The sequence below is a fragment of the Clostridium sp. C8-1-8 genome, assembly GCF_009928445.1.
Taxonomy (GTDB): domain Bacteria; phylum Bacillota; class Clostridia; order Clostridiales; family Clostridiaceae; genus Clostridium_AR.
Genome location: NZ_JAABNO010000005.1, coordinates 33,864 through 57,436, shown reverse-complemented (window position 1 = coordinate 57,436; position 23,573 = coordinate 33,864). Strand labels below are relative to the sequence as shown.

Annotated in this window: 21 protein-coding genes and 1 other annotated feature; of the genes, 6 read left to right on the top strand and 15 right to left on the bottom strand. The window is 29.5% G+C overall.

Features of this window, described 5'->3' with window-relative positions:
* Positions 1 to 72: 72 nt before the first annotated feature.
* Positions 73 to 1,077, top strand: a complete 1,005-nt coding sequence (locus tag GXK57_RS07235; protein ID WP_160673671.1) for a phosphotransferase — start codon at positions 73 to 75, stop codon at positions 1,075 to 1,077.
* Between the two features lie 283 nt (positions 1,078 to 1,360).
* Here GXK57_RS07235 and GXK57_RS07230 read toward each other — a convergent pair whose 3' ends face one another.
* The 6 genes from GXK57_RS07230 to GXK57_RS07205 all read right to left on the bottom strand — a co-directional run bounded on the left by GXK57_RS07230 (position 1,361) and on the right by GXK57_RS07205 (position 6,962).
* Positions 1,361 to 1,789 (bottom strand): NUDIX domain-containing protein, encoded by a 429-nt coding sequence (locus tag GXK57_RS07230; protein ID WP_160673668.1) that lies wholly within the window; start codon positions 1,787 to 1,789, stop codon positions 1,361 to 1,363.
* Positions 1,790 to 2,128: 339 nt separating this feature from the next.
* Entirely contained in the window at positions 2,129 to 2,593 is a 465-nt protein-coding gene (locus GXK57_RS07225; RefSeq protein ID WP_160673665.1) for an NUDIX domain-containing protein, read from the bottom strand.
* 71 nt (positions 2,594 to 2,664) lie between these two features.
* Complete coding sequence (locus GXK57_RS07220; RefSeq protein WP_160673662.1) at positions 2,665 to 3,153, bottom strand: NUDIX hydrolase; 489 nt, start codon at positions 3,151 to 3,153, stop codon at positions 2,665 to 2,667.
* Between the two features lie 506 nt (positions 3,154 to 3,659).
* Positions 3,660 to 4,667, bottom strand: a complete 1,008-nt coding sequence (locus GXK57_RS07215; protein ID WP_160673659.1) for a DUF2628 domain-containing protein — start codon at positions 4,665 to 4,667, stop codon at positions 3,660 to 3,662.
* Between the two features lie 268 nt (positions 4,668 to 4,935).
* A complete protein-coding gene (locus GXK57_RS07210) occupies positions 4,936 to 5,700 on the bottom strand; it encodes a phage replisome organizer N-terminal domain-containing protein (RefSeq protein ID WP_160673656.1) in 765 nt (254 codons plus the stop codon).
* Between the two features lie 983 nt (positions 5,701 to 6,683).
* Positions 6,684 to 6,962, bottom strand: coding sequence for a hypothetical protein (locus GXK57_RS07205; protein ID WP_160673653.1), 279 nt, complete (start codon positions 6,960 to 6,962; stop codon positions 6,684 to 6,686).
* A 373-nt stretch (positions 6,963 to 7,335) separates the two neighbouring features.
* Between GXK57_RS07205 and GXK57_RS07200 the strand changes: the two genes are divergently transcribed.
* Complete coding sequence (locus GXK57_RS07200) at positions 7,336 to 7,755, top strand: hypothetical protein (protein WP_160673650.1); 420 nt, start codon at positions 7,336 to 7,338, stop codon at positions 7,753 to 7,755.
* A 171-nt stretch (positions 7,756 to 7,926) separates the two neighbouring features.
* Here the strand turns inward: GXK57_RS07200 and GXK57_RS07195 are convergent, their stop codons facing one another.
* Together GXK57_RS07195 and GXK57_RS07190 are read right to left on the bottom strand one after the other, a co-directional pair.
* A complete protein-coding gene (locus GXK57_RS07195) occupies positions 7,927 to 8,766 on the bottom strand; it encodes a class I SAM-dependent methyltransferase (RefSeq protein ID WP_160673647.1) in 840 nt (279 codons plus the stop codon).
* Between the two features lie 540 nt (positions 8,767 to 9,306).
* The gene (locus GXK57_RS07190; RefSeq protein ID WP_160673644.1) at positions 9,307 to 10,038 is read right to left on the bottom strand and encodes an HAD-IA family hydrolase; all 732 of its coding nucleotides are present in this window, start codon (positions 10,036 to 10,038) and stop codon (positions 9,307 to 9,309) included.
* A 347-nt stretch (positions 10,039 to 10,385) separates the two neighbouring features.
* Here GXK57_RS07190 and GXK57_RS07185 point away from each other — a divergent pair, with 347 nt between their 5' ends.
* On the top strand, positions 10,386 to 11,207 hold the full coding sequence (locus tag GXK57_RS07185) for an FtsX-like permease family protein (protein ID WP_160673641.1): 822 nt from the start codon (positions 10,386 to 10,388) through the stop codon (positions 11,205 to 11,207).
* Positions 11,208 to 11,245: 38 nt separating this feature from the next.
* On the opposite strand, the gene GXK57_RS07180 is transcribed toward GXK57_RS07185, so the two are convergent.
* From GXK57_RS07180 to GXK57_RS26995, 4 genes are all read right to left on the bottom strand, one after another.
* Positions 11,246 to 13,645, bottom strand: coding sequence for a valine--tRNA ligase (locus tag GXK57_RS07180; RefSeq protein WP_160673638.1), 2,400 nt, complete (start codon positions 13,643 to 13,645; stop codon positions 11,246 to 11,248).
* A 328-nt stretch (positions 13,646 to 13,973) separates the two neighbouring features.
* Positions 13,974 to 14,266, bottom strand: a binding site (T-box leader).
* Between the two features lie 340 nt (positions 14,267 to 14,606).
* Positions 14,607 to 14,933 carry an HIT domain-containing protein gene (locus GXK57_RS07175; RefSeq protein WP_160673635.1) on the bottom strand — a complete coding sequence of 109 codons (327 nt, stop codon included), beginning with the start codon at positions 14,931 to 14,933 and terminating at the stop codon, positions 14,607 to 14,609.
* A 51-nt stretch (positions 14,934 to 14,984) separates the two neighbouring features.
* A complete protein-coding gene (locus tag GXK57_RS07170; protein ID WP_160673632.1) occupies positions 14,985 to 15,941 on the bottom strand; it encodes an aminoglycoside phosphotransferase family protein in 957 nt (318 codons plus the stop codon).
* 221 nt (positions 15,942 to 16,162) lie between these two features.
* Positions 16,163 to 16,348, bottom strand: coding sequence for a hypothetical protein (locus GXK57_RS26995; protein WP_347709084.1), 186 nt, complete (start codon positions 16,346 to 16,348; stop codon positions 16,163 to 16,165).
* A 622-nt stretch (positions 16,349 to 16,970) separates the two neighbouring features.
* Here GXK57_RS26995 and GXK57_RS07160 point away from each other — a divergent pair.
* The 3 genes from GXK57_RS07160 (at position 16,971) to GXK57_RS07150 (ending at position 20,105) form a co-directional block, all read left to right on the top strand.
* Positions 16,971 to 17,339 carry a GNAT family N-acetyltransferase gene (locus GXK57_RS07160; protein ID WP_160673629.1) on the top strand — a complete coding sequence of 123 codons (369 nt, stop codon included), beginning with the start codon at positions 16,971 to 16,973 and terminating at the stop codon, positions 17,337 to 17,339.
* 295 nt (positions 17,340 to 17,634) lie between these two features.
* A complete protein-coding gene (locus GXK57_RS07155) occupies positions 17,635 to 19,485 on the top strand; it encodes an APC family permease (RefSeq protein WP_160673626.1) in 1,851 nt (616 codons plus the stop codon).
* Positions 19,486 to 19,622: 137 nt separating this feature from the next.
* On the top strand, positions 19,623 to 20,105 hold the full coding sequence (locus tag GXK57_RS07150) for a YfhO family protein (protein ID WP_160673624.1): 483 nt from the start codon (positions 19,623 to 19,625) through the stop codon (positions 20,103 to 20,105).
* A gap of 26 nt (positions 20,106 to 20,131) precedes the next feature.
* Here GXK57_RS07150 and GXK57_RS07145 read toward each other — a convergent pair whose 3' ends face one another.
* The 3 genes from GXK57_RS07145 to GXK57_RS07135 form a co-directional block, all read right to left on the bottom strand.
* Positions 20,132 to 20,989, bottom strand: coding sequence for a hypothetical protein (locus tag GXK57_RS07145; protein WP_160673622.1), 858 nt, complete (start codon positions 20,987 to 20,989; stop codon positions 20,132 to 20,134).
* Positions 20,990 to 21,454: 465 nt separating this feature from the next.
* On the bottom strand, positions 21,455 to 22,639 hold the full coding sequence (locus GXK57_RS07140; protein ID WP_160673619.1) for an ABC transporter permease subunit: 1,185 nt from the start codon (positions 22,637 to 22,639) through the stop codon (positions 21,455 to 21,457).
* Positions 22,640 to 22,641: 2 nt separating this feature from the next.
* Entirely contained in the window at positions 22,642 to 23,544 is a 903-nt protein-coding gene (locus GXK57_RS07135) for an ABC transporter ATP-binding protein (RefSeq protein ID WP_160673616.1), read from the bottom strand.
* Positions 23,545 to 23,573: the final 29 nt, after the last annotated feature.

Here is a 23,573-nt window from a genome sequence, read left to right as displayed (position 1 = left end):
AGTATAATATTGTAAAAATACACTTGTATTTTATTCTGATTATTAATTTATCTAAGAGAGGTGAACTATATCTTGGTATCTTTAGATCAGCCCATTAATGAAATATTAGAAAAAGCAGAAAACTTGTACAATGCAAAAACAGTTAATAGAGAATTATTAGGTAACTCAGCAAATATGGTATTTGAACTTTCAACTGAAGACGCTTCACTTATAGTTAGAATATCTGAATACAGTGAACATAAAGAAAAACATATTAGTTTCGAATTAAATTGGGTAAAATATCTTTCCAGTAAGATTCTTGAAGTTGTAGCCCCTATTCTCAATACAAATGGCAATTTATACGAAGTAGTTAATATAAACAAAAACTCTTATATAATATGTGCTTTTGAAAAAGCAAAAGGGAAACTTGTAAACATAAATAACCCACATAAATGGAATGATAAGCTATTTTATAAGTTAGGAGAAATCATGGGAGATATACATAAAATCTCTAAAGATTATGCACTTAATAAGGATTACAGACCAGAATTTCAATGGAATGAAGACTTCGCATTTTCACCAGAATTTAATTTAATCAATGATAGTGAGGCACTTCAGGTATGGAATAATATAACTTCTCAATTGGAAAAGCTTCCAAGAACTATTGATTGCTATGGTATAATTCACAATGACTTGCATCACTTGAATTTTTTTCTTCATGACAACAGAATAAAAGTATTTGATTTTGATGATTGTGTTTGTAGTTGGTATCCAATTGATATAGTAATAACCTTATTTCAAGTGATCTCAACCATATCCTATAAAGAAACTGAATTAAGAAACACCTTTGGCAAACAATTTGCTTCAGCTTTCTTAAGAGGATATAAAACTAAGCAGGTTCTAGAAAGCTTTTGGCTTGATAAATTTGATTTATTCTTAAAGTACCGCAGAATATGCTCATATAAGTTTTTCAATGCACTGTTCTCAAATAATCCAAGCACTTCACATGTAGAGTACTTGAGCTGGCTAAGAAATGAAATTATTAGTGATAAGCCTTTTATAGAAATAAATTTTGAAGAATTGTACAGAAATTTATAAGAGTAATTTTCTCATAAAATTACTACTTAAATAATAGTTGAATAATGATTTTATTCAACTATATTCCACATAATTAAATAAATCCAAATATTACACATATAAATTACTTTTCTAAGTCTAAAATAATTTAATAAGCTTATGTAGCTTTGCTTTATAGATTTCAATATGAGGTATTATTTCTATGAAAAATTCTTATATCAAAGTTAAATTATATATTCTTAAATTCTCGTCTTAGAAACAAAATGAGTTTAAAAAATAGATTTTCGATTGAAGAATTTCATTTTTATAAATTGCTATGGAGAAATTCAATACTTTTATCAAATAAAAAAGGCTGAATCATAGGGTAAGTTAGATTAATCGGCATATCATTAAATAGTTTTACTTCTCCAATCTCTAAATCGGGTAAATGCCCTAACTTTTCTACTTCTCCATAGAAAAGCTGTCCAAAACTCTCTTTTCCATCTTTATCTACAGAATAAATGCAGATAGGATATAATTTATAGCTTTCAGCTCCAGTTTCTTCAACTAATTCTCTTGAAGCTGTATCATTAATGTCCTCAAAATCTTCTCTATGTCCACCTGGTATCTCCCAAGTTGATCTTTCTTTATGTCTCACAAATACCCATTTGCCATTATGTTTAGTTGAGATTACTGCAAACTTCAGTAGACTATCTTCAATAGTCCCTAAATCATAAAAATTAACTTTTAGCACTTCTATTCTCCTCCTCATACATATTTAACTACCTATAGGTATGTATTAAATAAATGTTGTTGATACTAACATGCTTTAAATATTTAACTTTTTATTCTAAAATCATTAAATATGTTCTCTTCTAAACAGCCTGTCTTTAAATAAGCTTTTCTTTGCTTGATCTACAAAGAAAAGTCCCACCCACATTTTTTGAATACATTCATATATACTACTTAAAACTAATATCATACACCATTAAATGCTTGTCTCAAGCTATTATCTAATATTGTGAATAGAATTTTAGAAGTTATATATTAATAAACTGTTTCTCTAAGTATTTCAATATATCTTAAAATAATATTAATGTTCAACTAACTTTTTCAGTTCTTCAAACCATTCTGGAAAGTAATTTCTATTATTAAGTTCCTTTAATAGAATTTTAAAATATTCTATATCTATTGAACTAAATCTATTATGTTCGCTTATAGGTATAAACTCTAATTTTTGAAGAGCTCTCATATGCGGCTCCTTGGCTAACTCTTCAGGTTCTGGATCATAGCCTATCAATGGGGTTTGATTTCCTATGTCAACTAAAAAAGTATGGTGATTTTCCTTATATTCATTTGTAAACTTAAAAATTATAGCTCCTTCACAGCCTGTCTCTTCTCTTAATTCACGGACAATAGCTTCTTCTGGAGTTTCACCTTTTTCGACTCCGCCACCTATAAAAAAGTGCCTGTACTCCTTTTCATTTACCATTCCAGCTCCAAAAAATACTTTGTTATCTTGAATAACAATAGCTTGAACTCTCTGTCTTTTCTCCATTTATACACCTCTAAAATATATTCTTTTATCATTGAATGTTTGATAAATATATTAATTATACATACAATCTATTAAGACTGATTTATTTTTTCCTTCAGATAAAATATTAGTCCAGCAATATCTATATCTGAGAATAGTTCCTTATTATTCTTAACCAAAGCATCCAACTCTTTAATGTCAATCCATCTAACATTTAAAGTGCAGTCGCCTTCTTCTTGTATTTCTCCAGTTACTTTACATCTAAAATATGCTCCCATTGAATCTACTGGGCCTTTCATAGTTTGATACACTGCAAAAGGCCTTAAACATTCCATAGAAAAGTCATAACCCATATCACTTGTATCTACTTTATTTTCCTGTCCTTCTATCTCTATAACATCAAGGCCAGTCTCTTCAAATACTTCTCGCTTTAATGCATCTACTAGTGATTCAAATTCATTTACTCGCCCACCTGGCAACTCTAGTTTTTCTTGGCCTGGTTTATTTCTTGTTTGTATAACAACTTCCGTTTTATTGTCAAAACACCTTTCAATAATCGCTCTTGCATTTACATGTATCATCTTCAATCAACCTTTCATATAAGTTAATACTTTTATTAATACAATTATGAAAAAAAGTTACTGAGGCTAAGGATATTAAAATAGTAATTAACTATGCCTTTAAACAATACGCCTCTTAATAGGCAACTTAGTAATTCCTATTTGATTTCCCCTTTCCTTCAACTTCTTCTTAATATAAAAGCACATACTCTAGTTCAGAACTTACTTAACTATTTTTAGCGCATTGACATTATACTAGGTAACCATAAACATAATAGCCTTACTAATAATGTAATTACATCAATATTTTTCTTCTTAAATTGTATCATAATATATTCTCTCTATCTATGTATGATTTACTCTACGACAATAAAAAAAGGAAATAAGCAAGTAATATTAAAATTAAGAATTACTAACTTATTTCACAAGATACTTCTATATTCGTTTTTAATAAAAAATCTATAAAATTACAGCTCTACATGCTGTTAAATGTTAGCTAGCATTGCTGTTTACAGAATACTTCTATATCAGCTTATACCCATAAAGCTGGTTCCAAATGTAAGGAAGTTTACTTTCCAAACTCCATCTTTCTTAACTAAATCCATATTGTACATTCTTGCTTCTTTTTGTACATCAGATCTCAATGAGTATTTAACCAAAGCCTTTTCCTTATCTATAATCTGAATATTTTCTACCTTGTAATACAAATTATAGGCTTGTCCATTAGATTTTTGATCTAAATTAGTAGCTGTTGCTATGGTTCTACTTAAACTATCGAAATACTCTTTATTTTTTTGCTCGTCTGAATTCTCAAGAAAACTATATTCCATTGTACCTTTAAAGTCATTTCCTAAAAATGCTGTGAGAAACTTATCAGAAGTGCTCTTTATGTCAGTTGCACTACTTGATTCTTTAAAAAACATATTACTTCCATATCTATTGAGATAAGCTTGATTGGAAAACGCAGCAATAACAATAGCACTAATTGATCCCAAATATATTATGATACAAATAATAAGGACTCCTAAACTTGTGCCGCCTTTTTTGCTTATCACTTGCTGTTTGTCCGAATACTTGCTGTTGTTTTTAATTGCAATAATCTTCCTTTTTGAATGCTCATAATACAATTTATCACTAAACAGCGCTAATAATAAGGATACTGCTATGTTCAATGGTAGTGTGTATTGATCTGGAATCAATTGTGTTATAACTCCTAATAAAATCCAAATACCAATCCCGTATAAATACATCTTTCTATACATTAACCACAAGGTAGCACAAAATAAGGCGGACCAGTTCCAGCCTATACTGGAGCTATTGCCAGGCTTCCTAAACTTAGACCATTTTTCATTACAATACTTATATCTTTTATTTCCAACGAATAGCCCTAATTCTTCACTTGTAATACCATCTGAATAAATATCATACCTATTCGAATCACTGCTTATAACTGGTATATCCCAAACTTGCTCTCCACAGTTATAGCAAATACTATTACCTTCCGTAATTTCATTACCGCAATTATTGCAGTACATAGCATATCACCTCATGACATCTTTATAGTTCCTTAATATCATTTTTGAGTCTAATCATCATTATTAACCAATTTCTATAAACTTTATTGTTAATTATTCTACAAATTTTAGTCGAATTATACGCAATCGCATCCTAATTATACACTACAGTTCAATATTTTACCATATATTTTATATATAACGATTAAACTTTGTATGTTTATACCAATTGTTTTCTTTTTCGCCCTGAAACCAAGATACTTTTCCAACTCATTTGTCTGGTTGCACATCACCCAAAGGACCATTCTGAAATAACCTTATCGCTATTTTCTAAAGGAGCTATTCCTTCAATTACATTTGTCATATCATCTCTAATTCCATCCTCTGAAATTATTTCCTCAGTGGTTTCAATATTCAAAGTAAGATCCTTCTTCTTTTTTCTACCAACTTTCCTCTTATTTATTTCAAAGGTCTTAGGGGTGTATTCTAGTAAATTATCCTTATTGTTTTTATCAGCTTCACTGCCATCAGTTAAAATTACCTTAGTATTAGTGGTTTTTATATCATCTACGACAGATTGTCCACAATTTCTTATTGCTTTATCAGTGTCTTGGTCAGTTTTCAAATCATATTTAGTATTTTCTACCTTATCAATAGAATCCTTGTTAATTTGAATATCAGTATTTTTCATATCATGATTTTCACTCTTATCTATTTCTTTTTCTTTGACCTTAATATTTTGATGCTTGGCAAAATTTTTCACCCTATATACATTTCCTTCAACGAACTCCATCATTTCTAGCTCTATAAACAATTCTAATGCCAGTTTAACTTGACTACTCTCTCTATTAAACTCTATTGCTAAAGTCTCCACTGTATAGGGGATATTCCTTGAAAGGAATAACTCACCTTCTAAATTAATCTTACCTGCCAGCATTACAAGTCTATTCCATATATAGTGAATAACATCCCTCTCTGGCTTCATATCAATTATCTTAAATTTAGTATCCTCATACATATCAACTCTAAACTTCACATATTTTCTTTCTCTCATATATCTCATTCCCCTTACTTTTTATTTCACAGATAACTTATTTTATCTTTCAGTTATTATATATGCTTTAGTAAGGTGAGATTTGGGAAATTATTAATATGCTTTTTTAAATTACTTTAGACATCAAAGTCATATTTTATAAAAGATATATCTATAACAATATTAGATAAGCTGAATTTATAGATTCTCTTTAATATTAAGAAATAGGCATGCTAGTAGAATGATAAGATCACTTATTCATTGGATTTACTTGATTGACTATACAAACTTTTTTGAAAAATAAACGTATATTTAATGAAAGACGAATAGAAAATTACTAATATAATTATTGGGAGTGGATTCTGTTGAGTAAAAAACAAATTTGCATCATAACAACCTTTACTATGGTCATTACAGTTATCGCATTATTCTTTCAGTGGCCGGAATTTTATAAAGGTTATAGTTATGATAGTTTTAATCTTACTATTTCAATAATATTTTTATTTGAATGGTTAATATTTAGCTTGTTCTTGGGTAAATCTCAGGAAAAAATTTACCGAAATTTTTTATTAGTTTATTGGTGTATAAATATTATTTCAGCTATAGGCATCTATGTTTTTCCTTATAGTAAATTAATTAAATCCTTCCTTTTCCCATTTTATATTTGGTACGGAGGCACTTTATATGGCTTCAAATATATATTTTTTCCACTAAGCATATCTATGCCAAGCTTAATACTTATAACATCACCATTAGGTATATTGTTTTCCTTTATAGGTTATTTTCTTGGTAGTAAGGCTTTAAAATAAGGCTCTGATAAAGAATTGTGTTGATAAACAAAAGAAAAATCAATTTTACTAAGGACGTATTTTTCTTGTATTGCGACGCAAAAAACACTCCAAAACTCAATTATGAATAATGCAGTGTTTAATTAATTATTCGGTTTTTATTTATGTGACGTTAAATGAGAAAATTATTCATTATTACAACTCTGTATACTGCCTTTACCTAATTACTAATATAAAAATTGCAACTAAAAAAATAAATATTACAAAGCATAATTTAAATATAGCAATTACTTTATTTTCTTTCCAATTCTGGATGGCTTGAATCAAAATTAGCAAACCCAGCAATGGCTCAAATACATTTATTGCAGTTTTCCAGATACCTAGAATCTGCATACATACTAATATTATTATACTTATGGAGCAAATAATACCCAGTACAGATAGCACTTTCCCACTTGTTTGTTTTTGACTCCATGCATTTGTAATTTTATTCATAATACCTCCTATATACCCTTATTTACTATTAGCAATTATTTACCTTTCTGACTTAATTTCTTGTAATTATATCATTTAAATACAACTAATTCCACATATTCTATAGTTATTTAAAGAATCTAATATTACTTTTCTCACTGCATTATTCAATTTTCAAAGAACATTATTCGTATTTTTAATTTTATAAGTTATGTCGCATTATTTTCATTACATACAATCTTTAATATGAGAATCAACATTATACTTTAACATAGCCTAAAATAAAAAATATTACAGTGTTTAAAAATATAATAAACCATCTTATGACTGTCAATTATAGATACTAAAGTATAAGTTATTATAATAAATACATAGAAATGGCTGGAGGTTTAAAATGAAGCAAAAGTATATTTATGTTATTACTGTATTGATACTAAGTGTAATTTGTATTTTCTTCTATTATCATTCAAGAAGCTCAATCCTCTATGAAAGAATCGATGTATATGCTGCTAAAGACTTTGACAAATCTACACAATACCCAATTTTATCTATCGCTGATAATAATGGCTTAGGTGAAGTTGCTAATATATTAAGAGAATCTAAAAAAATGTCTGGAGTCCTAAATGTATCATCACCAGACTATATATTAGAAATGCATTCCAATGATAAAAGTATAAATACTGTGTACTTGTGGATTAAAGCAGCTAGTATTCAAGGAATGTATATTTATAAAGACAATACAGAAACTGGATATGCCATTTCAAAGTCTGACACAGAAAAACTAAAGAAAATAATCCTTACTAGCCGTAAATAATATATCATTATTAGGTTTATATGCAAGAAATCACTTTTCTATTTAAAGTTAGGGCTATGTTTAAGAATAATGTAAAAAATAAAAGGCAATCTTTATGGATTGCCTTTTATTGGTCATATAACAATATTGTATATTAAGCTTACTGAAGATTATGCTTATAACCTACAGCTATCAATTATTTTTTTCTAACACATAAATTATATTCATTCCGCAATCTAGTGTTCCTTGCATTTTAGTGAAAGCAAGTTCTTTTTCTACAATAAGTTTCCAAAACTCTTTATCTTGCCTAGCATTTTCTACTGCAGAATCGCCAGCTTGCGTAAATAAACCAGCGGAACTTCTCTCTTTTATAGTAACAGGAAAGTCAGCAAATAGTTCATCCATTTCTGAACTTCTCATCATATGGACATAGTGCTTGCTTGGTACAGGATAATGCTCTTCATCCTGAATACCTGTATTAAATACCCACTTTGTAGCTTCAAGACCAAATTGGTCTTTTTCATACCTAATACCATCTAAATAATATAGTGATGCGCCGATAAAACTCATAGCACCTACAATCAATGTTCCGCCTGGCTTTAGAACTCTTAGCATTTCATTTATTCCGTCTTTTTCCTTATCTAAGAGATAGTTAATTACTCCACCAATACAAACGATACAATCAAAAGAGGAATCTTCAAAAATTCCCATATCAAGCACGTCTAATACACAAAACTTCTTGATTTTATCAAGCAATGAAAGCTCTTTCATTTTTGATTTATTGAATTCTATTTGATGTGCAGATATATCTCCTACAGTTAGTTCCTTGCACATCTTCACAATATCTTTTGTGTATCGTCCAGAACCAGCTCCTATTTCCAAAACCTTGTCATTATGATTGATATAACGGTTTAATATATCAAAATGCACATGGTAAAGAAGTTCTCCTTGTCCATCCTTTTCAAGACGAGTCCACTCACGGTCTCCATAATTATCATATCTGTTTTTTGGGATTTCGGGGTTGTAACTCATAAAAGCATCTCCTTATTGTTTTTAGATTTATAATAGGTATAATATCGCTTATATCGCTTTCACTCATATAACCACCACCTCTCAAAAAATAAATAATCTGTAGTTTTTATTATCCTACGATTACTCTTGAGTTAATTATACCAAATATGGATAATTAATGATATGAACTATATCCATTTTCTAAACTATTCTTGAACGGAACCAAAGTAAAAGCATACATTGCCTTTATTTATTAAAGCTATGTATGCTTGAAAACTTATTATATATTGACTTTTGAGTTATTTCATTTAATTACTGACATTACAAACTTAACTATGTTTTGTACTTAATATTAATTTTTATACCTTATCTTTTAATTCTATACCATTTTTCTCTAATCATATATTACCTCCAAATACAAAACATACTAATCATGGTTAATGTGATTATTTCTTATCTGATCTTATTACGAAACTGAACTTGAAATAATTACTTAGATACATAACATTTAAATTTTCATTTCAATTTTAAATTGCACATTTATAAAAACACTAATTAATACTATAAAATATCTTTTATATCCTGCCAGTTTTCGGCCTTAAAATATATCATATCTTCACTTGGCATATCACTTTCACTATAATAGTGCTTGTACCAAACCGGATATAAACCTACTGAACTTGATCCTTGTAAATCGCATATAACATCATCTCCAATATGCCATGCTTCTGCTGAAGAAATTCCAGCTTTCTGCAAAGCAATATTAAATAGATGAGGTTTTGGCTTAGCCACTCCATAGTCGGCACTTGATATAATAAACTCAAACTTGTTATATGGAAGTACTTCATCTAATCTACTCTTAATTATTGTGTCTTGAAACAGATTATTGGTAATTACAGCAGTTCTTATATTTTGCTCACTTAAAAAGCTCAAAAACTCTTGTACTCCTTCAGTAGCCTTATATAAATTGCAATGTTTCCAAAATAACTCTGCTGCTTCAATATAAGAAATACTAAGCAGTACTCCATTCTTCTCAAGTAAATACCGTAAGGTAACTGAAAATGGTATTTCAATAGATGAATTTAGTATAGCTTGTCTAGTATCCATATGCAGATCTCTCCTATATTCAGAGTACTCCTGTACTAAAATGGAGGAGGTTATATTATTATCATTTTTTATAGCCCTATCAAGTACTGCCTGGAATCCGCAATTCTGATTATGCATTTTTTCTTTCACATTGACAACAAGGGTATTCCCCCAATCGAAAAAAATAATTCTAGGATTTATTCTCATAATACACCACCTTTAAATTACCCTTTAGTAACTATATATTTTCATGATTATTTCCTAATAATTATATAATAGGAAATTTATATTTAGCTAGTAGTTTTAGATTCTTTTTAATTTAAGACCTCTTATAATCTGATGCTTCTATAAAATCAATACTGGAAGGCTATATAAATTTTCTTTTTAATCTTTCTACTTTATATACTAATAAACGTCACAATATACTTTACTTAACACTTATCAATTTCATTATATTGGCAAATGTTGAAGATTTGATTTATAATATAGATTAACAATAGTAAATTATGGTGAATCAAGGAATAGATGAATTTAAAAAAGGGAGATCTTTAACTATGAAAGCTGGCACTTTTTATTTACTTTTAAAAGATAGCTTAAAGAGTATTAGAAGAAATACTACTACAAGCATTTCTTCTATTATCACAGTAATGTTGTCTTTAATTTTATTGGAGCTTTTTGCGCTATCGGCATTAAATCTTAAAGTTGGAGTTGCTAGTGTCTATACTCAAAATGAAGTGCAGGCAATCTTAAAAGAGAATTTAAGCTTTTCTGATCAGCAAAATATCTATAATATAATAGATGAATCAAAACTTTCAACTAATATTACTCTTAGAAATGTTTCAACATCCACAGCTGTATATTTCATCAGAGTAAGTAGACCGGATGATATGGCAAAAATGATTTCTAAGCTGAAAGGAGTATCTGGTATAGATAAAATAACCTATTCACAAATAATTCCTATTAGAATAGTATCAGTTATTAACTTCATAAAGATAGCAGGTATACTACTTTTTGTTTTACTGCTCTTTGCAGTTTACTTTCTAGTTAGGCACTCAATGAAGCTTTCAATATATAATAGAATTAACGATATTACCATAATGCAATATGTTGGAGCAACAGATTGGTTTATTAGATTACCATTTATTTTTGAAGCAATAGTACTTGGCTTCATAGGAGCTGTTGCCTCAGTAGTAGCACTTTACTTTTCCTACAGTTATATATTTAAGCAGATAAAAATAATTTTAGGAAACACCTTTATTGAGTTTGTAAATCCATCTTTTATATTTCCAACCATGGCATTTAGTTTTATACTTATTGGAATATTGCTAACTACCATAGTTAATACATTGTTGATAAAGAAGTATTTAATAATTTAGAAACTCTTAAATAAGTATTTCTCCTTTAGCTTAGTATTTTATATTATCTCAATATGAAAGTCGTCACTTATAGTAAACTGGATTTCCTCAGCCCAGGTGCAGGCCTTAATATCCTTCAAGGTTTTCTCTAAATACTGTAGTTGTTTTATTGGAATATATATTTTTAAAGTATTTATTTTCTCCTTAAGTGACATGTTTCTTTCTGACTTATATCTTCTTACCTCACCAATTATCTGTTTAATGATTTCTCCAAAGTTTAATATAGTTTCATCGTTATTATCACTTTTCATATCCCACAGCATTTTATGAATTGAGATTTGATTTTCAAATTCTTTATAATATGATTGAAAAATTTCTTCTGTAATATGTGGAACATATATGGAATAAAGTTTCAGAATCTCCAAGAGTACTGTATAAATTGTATATTGCCCTGACAATCTCTCTTCTTTTCCATGTATCTCTGGTTTGTAAAGTCTGTCTTTAACTACTTCAAGATAATTATCACAAAAATCACTCCAAAAGAAATCATCTATCTCGTGCTTTGCAAGTCCTATCTCATAATGATTTAAATTATCTACTGCTGAAGCTTCTAAAACTTTTATTTTCTCAATGATCCATTGATCAATAGGGAGAAGTTCCTTAGGCTTATTACCATCAAAGTCCTGTAGCTGCATAATACAAAAACTTGCAGCGTTCCAAAGTTTAGTTAAGAACCTTTTTGAGATTTTAAGCTCATCTTCAGAAAACATAGTATCAGTTCCTAGCTTTGCTCCTGCAGCCCAGTATCTAAGTGAATCAGCTGAATGCCTTTCTATTAACTCCCTTGGAGAGGATGCTGCATTATTTTTTGATTTACTTATTTTCTCACCTTTCTTTGCCAATACAAATCCACATATCATTATGTCCTTCCATGGAACTCTTCCAGTATGAAATAAACTCCTTACAATGGTATAAAATGCCCAAGTTCTTATTATTTCGTGTGCTTGTGTTCTCATTCCCATTGGTATAAGTTTATCGCTGAAGTCATCTTTACTTCCCCATTTTGAATTAATAAGTGGAGAAAGGGATGATGTTGCCCAGGTGTCAAGTACTGCTGTTTCAGGTGTAAATTCTGTGCTGCCACAGCTACATGTTGTTGAAGGTTTTGCTTCCATTGGGTTTAATGGTAGCTCCTCTTCTTTTGCAAAAATAGCTTTACCACATTTACTACAGTACCATAAAGGAAATGGGATTCCAAAATATCTTTGTCTAGAAATACACCAGTCCCATTTTAAATTCTCTACCCATAATATATATCTATTTTTCATAGAGGCTGGATACCAGTTAATCTCATCCGCCGCTTGTAGGTATCTTTCCCTTTCACTTAAAATATCTATATACCACTGCTTTGAAGGTATTATTTCAATTGGCTTACCACATCTTTCATGGGTTGAAACTGTATGAATTAAACCTTCACTTTTCCTTAAAAGCTTGTTTTCCTTGAGCAGTTCTATTGTCTTCTCTCTTGCACTTATAACAGTCAAACCACTAATGAATGGTACATTATCTGATATTCTGCCATTACTTTCTATAACCTTTCTATAAGGCAGCTTGTGCTTTTCATACCATTCTGTATCTGTTATATCACCGAAGGTAGCACACATTACTATACCTGTTCCTTTATCCAAACTAACCTTTTCGTCTTCAAGGATAGGTATTTCATAGTTGTACAAAGGAACTAATGCCTTTTTCCCTAAATATTTCTTATACCTATTATCCTCAGGATTTATAAATAAACATACACATCCATACAAAAGCTCTGGCCTTGTAGTTGCAACAATTAACTCCTCTCCCTCTACTTTAAAAGATATATAGTTAAAGGCTGTTTCCTTTTCTATGCTTTCAAGCTCTGCTTGAGCTATAGAAGTCTGGCAGGTTGTGCACCACAGAACTGGTGATTCCTTGATATAAGCCTTACCACACTTTGCCATATCTAAAAATGCCTTTTGCGAAAGCTTCCTTACCCTAGGATTAATAGTTTCATATTGAAGACTCCAGTCTACACTAAAGCCCATTGCCATCCAAAGCTTCTTAAAATCTTCTTCGTATTTTTTAGTTGTTAAAAGACATCTTTCAATAAATTCACTTCTTGGCATAGTTGCAGCTCTAGTATTCTCTTCTTTTTCTACAAGTCTTTCTGTTGGAAGGCCATTATCATCAAAGCCAAAGGGATAAAAGACATTTTTACCCTGCATCCTATGAAACCTAGCTATAATCTCAGCTTGGGTATAAGAAAATATGTGTCCTATGTGAAGACTTCCACTTATAGTTGGTGGAGGGGTATCTATTGAAAAAGTCTCCTTATCACTTTCATAGTCATATTTATATATATCATTTTTATACCAATATTCTTGCCATTTTAGCTCAAATTCATTTGGGTCATATTTTTTACTTAACATTACTAATACCTCCTATTTTGCTTTCTCTCTAACTGCGCAATTAGAAGAAAAATAAAGTTTTGCTAACATCAGCATTTAGTGTTCTGCTTATACCAACTCACAGCTTTCTATGTGGGTAAGTAATAAAAAAGTCGCTGAAGCGACCTTCTTCAGTGAGCTTTTTTTGCGCATCTGCCTTTTCTGAACGTATGTGAAGAAATTCTGGCAGGCGACATAATTTTATTTTTTTACTGTTTACCCTAAATAGCTACTTAGAGGCCTTGATATTACTAGGGTTACATAAAAACTTTTTATACTTTCTTTAACAGTAAAAAAACCTTCATCCTATATAAAGGACGAAGGTTGAATCTCCGTGGTACCACCTAATTTTGTACAAATGCACACACTCAATATAGTACGGGCATATCGCCGATACTACTTCCCTTTTAACAGTGGGAATTCCGTTAGAACCTAATCGTAAAAATCGCTAATGCGACCTTCTTTAGTAAATTTCTAAAGAATAAAAACTTTCAGCCTAAAGCTCCGAGGCTACCTTCATTACATTTATCATGGGAAACTTCCACCACCATTCCCTCTCTTTATTTCAAAATTGTAATTACTCTTCCTCATCAATGCCATTATTTGTATTATATTAAATATAATATAAACAATTAAAGATATTGTCAACTATATTTTAAAAACAATTTATTTTTTAAGTCTTATCCATGTTATAACAAAAGCATATTAATTTTTTTAGTAATCCCATCAAAGTATCATATCAATAACTACTTTAGTCTCAATACAGTATTTTAATAATGCTTATTTTAATGTTATTATGCTTACTTATTATTAATAGTATTCTGAAAGTATAAATTATATTTTTAATAGTTTTCCTACTAATTCCATATAATTTTTACTAATTATAACACTATTTATAATAATACTTAGATTAATTTAAAAAGTTATGAGTCTCATTTACCCTCTATTTACGGCTGCCATAAACTAAATGCCAGTGAAGATGTTTTGAATCCTGATACTCTCCCAAATTGGTGATTACTCTACATGCTCCATGCTCGGACACAATATCTGCAGCAATTTTCTTTACTACACTAAGTAGTTCTAGTAGAATATGATTTTCTTCTTCAGTGATTGTAATCAAAGAAGATATATGCTTCTTTGGTATAACTACTATATGTTTTTCATAAGCTGGTCTAGTATGATAATAGGCAAGCACATTATCTGTTTCAAATACCTTTGTTACTTCTGTTTTTCCACTTAATACTTGTTCACAATAAAAATCACTTATCATCTTCTTATCTCCTTCAGTAAGTTTTGTTTTTACAATATTATGAGATTTACATCACAGCATATTAATTGTCATCATGATTTCTTCTTCAATTCCACTAAGCCAATCTACCGGAATATCTTCTCTATTTATTAGCGCTAACATTACTGCTATATCTGCTACTTTCGCTAGTCTATACCAGTCCTCAGGTAATTTATATAGACTCATTGCATTATATCCATCTGCAAAATATATTTTTACATTATCATCTATATATTCAGTATAACTATCTCTGGATCTAAAAAATTTGCCTATGTCATAATAAAAGGGCGAAGAAAAACAATATTCAAAATCAATAATCCAAATATTATCATTAAAATCTACAAGAATGTTAGATGGAATAAAATCACCATGACAAAATACATTTTTTTCAGCTATCTTACTTATCATATGATCATAGTTATTTATAAAATATTCTAAAGCTTGCTTTACTTTTGGATTTAAATGTTTCCCTGGTATTCCATTAAGAAAGTATTTGTATTGGTCTTTAAACTGTGTAATTTGTTTCTTGATGCCTAAGTCAACATCTAGTAATGCTGTATGTGCATATTCTTTTCTATGTAATCCCCCTAGCATTTTTCCTATGTTATAAGCAAGTTTTTCTGAAATACCTTTGTTTTTAGAAATATATTCTCTCAGTGATAATCCATCAATATATTGAAATATTGCATAAGTATAATCAACTAATATTTTACTTTTATCCAAATACAGTACTTCCGGAACATTAATAATGTTATGAGCGTACTTATATGCTGATATCTCTACATCACTATGATCATTGTTCTTAGGATATACCTTGAGCAGATATCTTTTATCATTAGTTTTAACCATATAGTTGCTTGTGCTCATTCCCTCTTCAATTGGAACTATGTTATTAACTATAAGTTGGCTATTATATTTAGAAAAAATAGCATAAATATCTTTGGAATCTAAAAATTTAAATTCAAATAGCCTTTCATTATTTTGTGTCATGCGCCACCCCATCTCTTGATATAGTTAATTATACCATATAATTACAGAGGATCTAAAGCTACGTCAATCTGTTTCTAAAATTAAAATAGGAGTATTAATTTACTTAATACTCCGTCTATGTAAAACTAAAAATATATATTCAGTTCTTTACTCATATAATCAATTATTCTTAAATAATATTAAGTAAATGTGAATTAAAATACTATACACGCTTACAAAGCTCATTTCTTATTAACTTTTTTGTCATTACTTTTAACGACTTTTCTTACAAATTCAACATCTATTTCGTTTATCTCTGCAATATATTCTACAGACAGGCCTTTACTATATTGTTTTAAGATAAGTTGCTTTGTAGCTTCTTCTCTTCCTTCTTCAATCTTTTCTCTATCTCTCTCTAATAAAGTCATAAACTCTACCTCCACCGAAATATCATTTTTAAATTCTTGCACTCTTTTATGAATATTTTTTACAAGATTTCCTTTCGAATGTTTTACTGTACATTCTGTCGAATCTTCTACATATTCTAGAAACTCTAATAACTCTTCATTTAAGTCATTAATAATTCCTTTTGTACTTAATATTATTTTTTGTGTCTCATCCTTTAATGCTATACTATTGTCTTCTAAGCATATATTTTCAAAGGTATATTTATGCCTTCCTGCTTCAAAGTAGTCAAATGTACAGATGGTTTAACTCTTTTAAAGTTTTACTCATATTATAACCTTATCCTAACTTCATCTTTTGTATTAATGATTAACAATATTATATCTAATTAAGCACTTTGTTTAAATATAATCTAGCATAATTATCTATTGGATTAACCCAAGATTGCCACTCGCTACTTTGTATTTATAAATCATTTATTTAAAACTAAGCTTTGTGTTCTATGATCTTTATCTATAACATCTATAAACTTATATATACCAATTCTTAAGAATTCTTAAGTAATCTTAAGTTACCTAGCTTTATGATATATGGCATTATATACTAATAAGAAATAAGCTATAAATTAATGCAAGGAGAACCCTTATGAGTTTAACAATAGAAACTATAACTAGAGACTTTAAAGAAATGAATAAATTAACAGATTCATATTGTGATTCTTTTCCAAAGCACGAACAATTTCCTATATGGTTTCTGCTTTGGAAGTCCAAAAAGAATTTTGTTGATTATTTAGCTTTTTATGATAACGATGTATTTATAGGTTTTTCATATTTAATTACAGATAAGGATTTAACCTTTGTTCTATATTTAGCTATAGATGAAAATATAAGGTCACATGGCTATGGAAAAAAAGTCTTGATGAGAATAAAAGAGAAATATCCTAATAATAAAATAATATTAAGTATCGAGTCTGTTGAAAAAACATCAATTAATTATGAACAAAGGATTAGATGAGAAAATTTTTATTTAAATAACGATTACAGATATTTGAATTATAGAATAATAGAAAAAGACTCTTGCTATGACTTTTTAATAAACGGGAAGTCTCCTTCAATAGAAGAGTGCAACTCATTATTTAAGAAATTTGCAGGAACTTTACTTTTTTTATTATTTAAACCAAAGCTAATCTATACAAGTGTTAAAAGTACTATGTGAAAATCTACCACTTAAATACTAGAAACTTTTTAATAGCAACTTTAGCTTCTAAAAGAAGCTGTGAATTTTGCAAAAAATATATGGAGGATTTTAAATGCTAAAGAAAATTACGGATTTACTTATTGGAGAACCTTTACCTAACGAAAGAAGTTCTCACGAAAGCTACAACATACCGTTTGGTTTATCAATTATGGCAAGTGATGCCGTTTCCTCAGTTGCATATGCTGCTGAAGAAATACTCATTGTGCTTATTCCAATAATAGGACTAGCCTCTTATTATTGGCTTGGATGGATTTCATTTATGATTATAGCTTTACTACTTATACTTACCACTTCTTATATCCAAGTTATAAGAGCCTATCCTCAAGGTGGTGGCGCTTATATGGTAGCAAAAGAAAACATCAGCTTAAAAGCTGGTTTAGTAGCAGGAGCAGCACTATTAATTGATTATGTATTAACCGTTGCTGTAAGTGCTAGTTCTGGAGTTGCAGCAATAATATCAGCCTTCCCTAATTTAAGTGAATACAAAGTTATACTGGCAGTTTTCATAGTAATTGTATTAACTATATTGAACTTAAGAGGTATTAGTGAATCAGCAAAAATTTTCAGTATACCTGCTTATCTCTTCATAGTAAGTATGATTTCCATGATAATCTATGGGATTGTTAAGTTTTATTTATATGGTGCTCCTACTCCTATGATAAATGAGCAAATAAAAGCTACAGGAGAATTAAGTGTTTTTCTTATATTAAAGGCCTTTTCATCTGGTTGTTCAGCTCTAACAGGTTTAGAAGCAGTGAGTAACTCTGTGCCAAACTTTAAAGCACCTGCTCAAAAGAATGCAAAGATTGTCATGATGCTTTTATCTTTACTTATTGTATTCATATTTGGAGGAATGTCAATACTTGCCAACTTATATCAAACTATACCTGTAGGATACCCTACCGTAATAGCGCAAATGGCTTATGCAATATTTGGACAAGGATTTATGTTTTACGTGATTCAGTTAGCAACGGCACTTATACTTATTATGGCGTGTAATACAGCGTTTACTGGATTTCCAATGCTTATGCATACTATCGGTAAAGATGGCTTCGCTCCAAGACAGTTCACTGTAAAGGGAAAGAGATTAAGTTTTTCAAATGGAATAGTTGCTTTAGCTGTAATTGCGTGTTTATTAATTGTTGCCTTTAATGCAAACAATCATGATTTGATGCCTTTATACTCAGTAGGTGTATTCCTTTCCTTTACACTTGCCCAATCAGGAATGGTTATACATTGGATGAAGTCAAAAGAAAAAGGCTGGACTAATAGAGCAATTATTAATGGCTTTGGCGCTATAATAACTGCTGGAACAACATTAATTATAGCTTATGAGAAATTTGCTCATGGAGCTTGGATGATTATTCTAGTAGTACCGATCCTTGTAGCTATTATGCTATCTATAAAAAAGCATTATACTAATGTTGCTGCTCAACTACAAATAACAAGAAGTGAATTAAAGAACTATAATTTAAATAAAGATCTAAGACATATAATAATAATTCCGATTGCAAGTTTAAATAAAGCTACTCTGGCTACATTAGAATATGCTAGAAGTTTGTCTCAAGATATTATAGCTCTCAATGTGTCTACAAATAAAGAAGAAATAGAAAAGCTAAAAGATAGATGGGCTGAACTTAATACAGATATATTACTTGTAACAAAATATTCAACATACAGAACCATAATCACCCCTTTGATTGATTATATCAATGTAATAGCTGATACTACAGATAAAAATGAAAAAGTAACGGTTATGCTTCCCCAATTTGTAACTCATAACAACTTAGGTGAAGTACTACATAACCATACAGGATTTATAATAAGAGAGAAACTTCTGCAAAGTGAAAATATTGTAGTATCAACTTATCCATACCATTTAAAAGATACCTCTACTATATAGCTTAGATATATAGTAGAACCTTTACTCCTATTCTAAACCAAATTACTTATTTTCATCTAGACTAGGCATAGAATATTTGCGATGAGGAATATTAAGTATGATTAAAAATACTTAATATTAAGGTATAGGAGGTTTTTATGGAACACTTTATATTCTTCGTTATAGCATGGGTAGCGGTTTTTATTGTATTACCCTTAGACAGGATAAAAGAATTACGTTACGTAGCCTTAGTATCTATATTGTGGATGCTTTTTGTAGATAACATATCTGCCTATTTAGGCTATTATAGTTATGAGCATATCCTATTTCCAATAGGAAGAGCATCACTTTTTCAACTTTTGGGCCTAGCGGCCATTGGCTTTCTTATGATTAATCTCATAGACGAAAGCTCGTTATCAAAGCTAATAGCTGTTCTAATAGTAGCCCTAGCTCTTGTAGCTTTGCAATACACTTATAGCCAACTAGGTGCTTTTTCCTATGGAAGCTTCGATTTGATGCTAAGTTTTATACATAGCGTAGCAGCATTATCAATTTTCACTTGGGCATCCCTTGCTATAGTTGGAGAGGAAAAGATATATCATAGCAATGGAAAAAGGATACGAAAATTTCATGTTAATTGAAAAAAGCAGCTGCTAGTTAGAAAATACTAATTATCAGCTGCTTTTAATAATATCGGTTTATGCCATATTGTGTACCTTTCAAGTAAGACAAAGGTAATAAATATAAGTATACGAATAGCATCGAAATAAAATAAATTCCATCCATTATAGAAATTCAAAATATGAGTATACACAAAAAGACTATCCATTATTATGGTTAAAATTAGCGGAAAGATAGTAAAATACCATTTCTTATGTGCAGTAATAAAAGCTGAATAAATTATAGCTAAACATAGCTGATAAGGAACACTAAATAAGATACTGTCTTGATATGGATTTTGAACAAATCCTATTCTAAAATGCTGCTTATCAAAAAGATTCTGAACTACAGATGCTCCTTGCAATAACACCCAGGCTGTCATAAAAAAGGTAAACTTTCTCAAAAACTTGTGATTACCTTTCTGCAGTCCATGAAACCATATCTTTACTATATTAAAAATTACAAAAGCTCCAGCACCGGTCAAATATAATTTCCACCAATGATGCTCATATGCTCCAACTTTTAAAAATAATACCTCAACAAGCATGTATGCAATTGCTATTAAAAAAATCCAAAATGCATTTAAAGAAAATACTGCTACGAAGATTGCTGTCCCTCCCCAAAAGAACCCATTGCATACAAGATGTCCTAAGATATCCTCTGCTATATAATCTTTAAATACACCAGGTTTATATTGATAGCTTCCAAATACAAATAACACTAGAACTTCACAGAAATAGGCCAGTGCTGAAAAAGCTAAAAACGCAGAAAATAAATCTAAAAAATTCCTTTTCTTTATCATGGAAACTATTAACAACGCTAAGCCAATTGCAATTACACAATAGTACCAAAATATATTAGGCATAATGCACCTCTACTAAAGAGCTCCTATATTGAAGCTTAATTTACCTGTTGAAAAATAACGGTTTCTCGGGACTTTCTTAGATATTAAAATTAATAGTTGGGTTAGGAACTCTATGTTATTTATTATTTTTGTAACAAAACCCTATAATTAGTTTCTGCTTATATAGTGAATCTTATACTGAATTTTTATAACTTTTGAAATAAAAAGCATCATTCTATATTTTTCAGTACTTGCTAATAAACCTAACTATATTCAAATATGCTCCTTAAGTAACATAGATTTTCCCATAAATCATTAAAGTGATGGTTTCAAAATAAGGAGTCCATTAAGCTTTGTAGGAAATGAACTTATTAATCAGTTTTAAAGGTGGCAAAACTATTAATCAAATAGTCTGGCCACCTTTGAAAGAAAATTATATTTGTACCTTTATATATTTTTAGAATTTATATTTATGGATATGTTTACTTATATTGCTTTCTCTTTTCTATTAAATATTGAAGTTCCAAGTAAAAAGAAGATAACAAGCTGTATTCCAATTATAAGAAAACTAGAGGCTATGGAAATGTTGGGATTCTTCATGGTTCTAGATAAGTCACCAGTTATTATACTTACTCCATCAAAATAACCGGCAAAAATCATATTATACAAATCTTTAATAGACTCGGAATTGCTTCTTGCTATAACATTGGTAAATAAACTTACACCTACACAAACTACAAAGTTTATACTTACAGATAATATTGAGCTTTTTGCTATAGTTGATACCATCATTATAAATCCACAGGCACATACCATAAATAACACTTGAAGTGCCATACCTATCAGTAGAACTTTCCAGATTGGCAATAGATACATACTACCATGTATAAGTGAAACACCATTTAATAAATCATTATGGTATCTTCCTCCAACAATATTAGGTAACTGAGGGTTCTCAAATCCCATCATTAATCCTAAAATTAAGAAATTTACTAATTCCACTAATAACACCGATCCTATAGTTAAAATATTAAGTGTAATAAATTTTGATAAGTATATTTTCACCTTAGAAACTGGGCGTACTAGTAGCATTCTTATAGTCATTGGATTGAACTCACCAGATATTGAATCTGAAATAATTACTACTACAAAAATTGGTATAAAAAATATACTCAACAATCTTATAACATTCATAATTAAATTAAATGCTTTATCGTTATACCCACTATAAATTGGTTCCATATTTTTATCTAAACATGTTTGATACATTTTCTTACTTATTTCTAAGTTTTCCTTATCATCTGCCTTGCCACTGACCAAATTTTTAATCTTGCTATCAATATCTGTTATTTTCCTTTCAGTCAAGGCTTTCCATCCTAAATCCTTATTGTCAAGTTGAAACTGTAAATCGTTATTAGCTGATTCTATATCCTTGATTTTATTTTGAATATCCTTCTTTTCATTTTCATTGTTACTTTTATCAAGATTTACTTTCAAGTCATCAATAAATTTCTGATTTTGTTTAATTCTATTTTCAGGTGTTGAATCTCTTCTATTATTTAAAGCATATAAATTGGCAAAAACCATTACTAGTACTAGCATAAATAGCATTATTATTGTTTTCTTTTTCTTAACTTCTTTTAATATTTCATTTTTTATAAGCTTGTACATTTTTATTTCCCTTCTTCTCTCAATAGATCAAAAAATTCTCTTTCAAGATTCTTTTTTACTTCGCTTATATAATATATGTCAATATTTTCAGTTACAGCTAATTTAATTACATCGTTTATGCCATTTTTCCTCACCGTCAAATAGATATTGTGGTCGCTTATATTGCACTCAAATATATACTCTTTATTCTTTAGTAAATCATACACTTCATTTATTCTTGAACATCTTATAATATAATCCTCGTACTCTTCTTCGCTACCCATGATTTTTTCTTTAATAATATGTCCATTATTTATAAAAATCACTTTCTGGCATATATTCTCAATCTCAGATAATATATGTGAAGATATAAATATAGTACATCCCTCACTGTTTATGTCTTTAAGTATATTTCTAAATTCTACTATCCCCTGTGGATCCAACCCATTAGTAGGTTCATCCAGTATTAATATCTTAGGGTTCATTATAATAGCTTGAGCTAATGCTAATCTCTGTTTCATACCTAGTGAATAAGCTCTAACCTTCTTATCTAAACTATGAAATATTCCAGCCTTTTTAGCAGCTTCAATTAAGTTTTCTTCAGTTAAGCTTTTATACATGTTGGATATAATTTTTAAGTTTTCTCTTCCTGTTAAATACTCATAAAAATAGGGAGTTTCAATTGTGCATCCTATTTTCTCTAAGGCTCGTTCTCTATTCTTCTTTACATCATACCCCATTATGGTCACATTACCTTTAGTTGATGGAATTAATCCTACCATTATCTTCATCAAGGTACTCTTGCCTGCACCATTAGGTCCTACAAAGCCAATTATTTCATTTTCTTTTATTGTAATATTAATATTATCCAAAGCTCTTTGCTTTTTGTAATCCTTATATAAGTTTTTAACCTCTAAAACATTCATAAATACCCTTCTTTCTAGAACTATTACTG

Bases quoted from the DNA above. Each gene is read 5' to 3' on its own strand.
- GXK57_RS07160 (WP_160673629.1), top strand. From the start codon at position 16,971: ATGAGTTTAACAATAGAAACTATAACTAGAGACTTTAAAGAAATGAAT.
- GXK57_RS07185 (WP_160673641.1), top strand. From the start codon at position 10,386: ATGAAAGCTGGCACTTTTTATTTACTTTTAAAAGATAGCTTAAAGAGT.
- GXK57_RS07175 (WP_160673635.1), bottom strand. From the start codon at position 14,933: ATGATAAGTGATTTTTATTGTGAACAAGTATTAAGTGGAAAAACAGAA.
- GXK57_RS07215 (WP_160673659.1), bottom strand. From the start codon at position 4,667: ATGTACTGCAATAATTGCGGTAATGAAATTACGGAAGGTAATAGTATT.
- GXK57_RS07140 (WP_160673619.1), bottom strand. From the start codon at position 22,639: ATGTACAAGCTTATAAAAAATGAAATATTAAAAGAAGTTAAGAAAAAG.
- GXK57_RS07205 (WP_160673653.1), bottom strand. From the start codon at position 6,962: ATGAATAAAATTACAAATGCATGGAGTCAAAAACAAACAAGTGGGAAA.
- GXK57_RS07195 (WP_160673647.1), bottom strand. From the start codon at position 8,766: ATGAGTTACAACCCCGAAATCCCAAAAAACAGATATGATAATTATGGA.
- GXK57_RS07155 (WP_160673626.1), top strand. From the start codon at position 17,635: ATGCTAAAGAAAATTACGGATTTACTTATTGGAGAACCTTTACCTAAC.
- GXK57_RS07220 (WP_160673662.1), bottom strand. From the start codon at position 3,153: ATGATACATGTAAATGCAAGAGCGATTATTGAAAGGTGTTTTGACAAT.
- GXK57_RS26995 (WP_347709084.1), bottom strand. From the start codon at position 16,348: ATGACTTTATTAGAGAGAGATAGAGAAAAGATTGAAGAAGGAAGAGAA.
- GXK57_RS07145 (WP_160673622.1), bottom strand. From the start codon at position 20,989: ATGCCTAATATATTTTGGTACTATTGTGTAATTGCAATTGGCTTAGCG.
- GXK57_RS07150 (WP_160673624.1), top strand. From the start codon at position 19,623: ATGGAACACTTTATATTCTTCGTTATAGCATGGGTAGCGGTTTTTATT.
- GXK57_RS07180 (WP_160673638.1), bottom strand. From the start codon at position 13,645: ATGTTAAGTAAAAAATATGACCCAAATGAATTTGAGCTAAAATGGCAA.
- GXK57_RS07225 (WP_160673665.1), bottom strand. From the start codon at position 2,593: ATGGAGAAAAGACAGAGAGTTCAAGCTATTGTTATTCAAGATAACAAA.
- GXK57_RS07135 (WP_160673616.1), bottom strand. From the start codon at position 23,544: ATGAATGTTTTAGAGGTTAAAAACTTATATAAGGATTACAAAAAGCAA.
- GXK57_RS07200 (WP_160673650.1), top strand. From the start codon at position 7,336: ATGAAGCAAAAGTATATTTATGTTATTACTGTATTGATACTAAGTGTA.
- GXK57_RS07170 (WP_160673632.1), bottom strand. From the start codon at position 15,941: ATGACACAAAATAATGAAAGGCTATTTGAATTTAAATTTTTAGATTCC.
- GXK57_RS07210 (WP_160673656.1), bottom strand. From the start codon at position 5,700: ATGAGAGAAAGAAAATATGTGAAGTTTAGAGTTGATATGTATGAGGAT.
- GXK57_RS07190 (WP_160673644.1), bottom strand. From the start codon at position 10,038: ATGAGAATAAATCCTAGAATTATTTTTTTCGATTGGGGGAATACCCTT.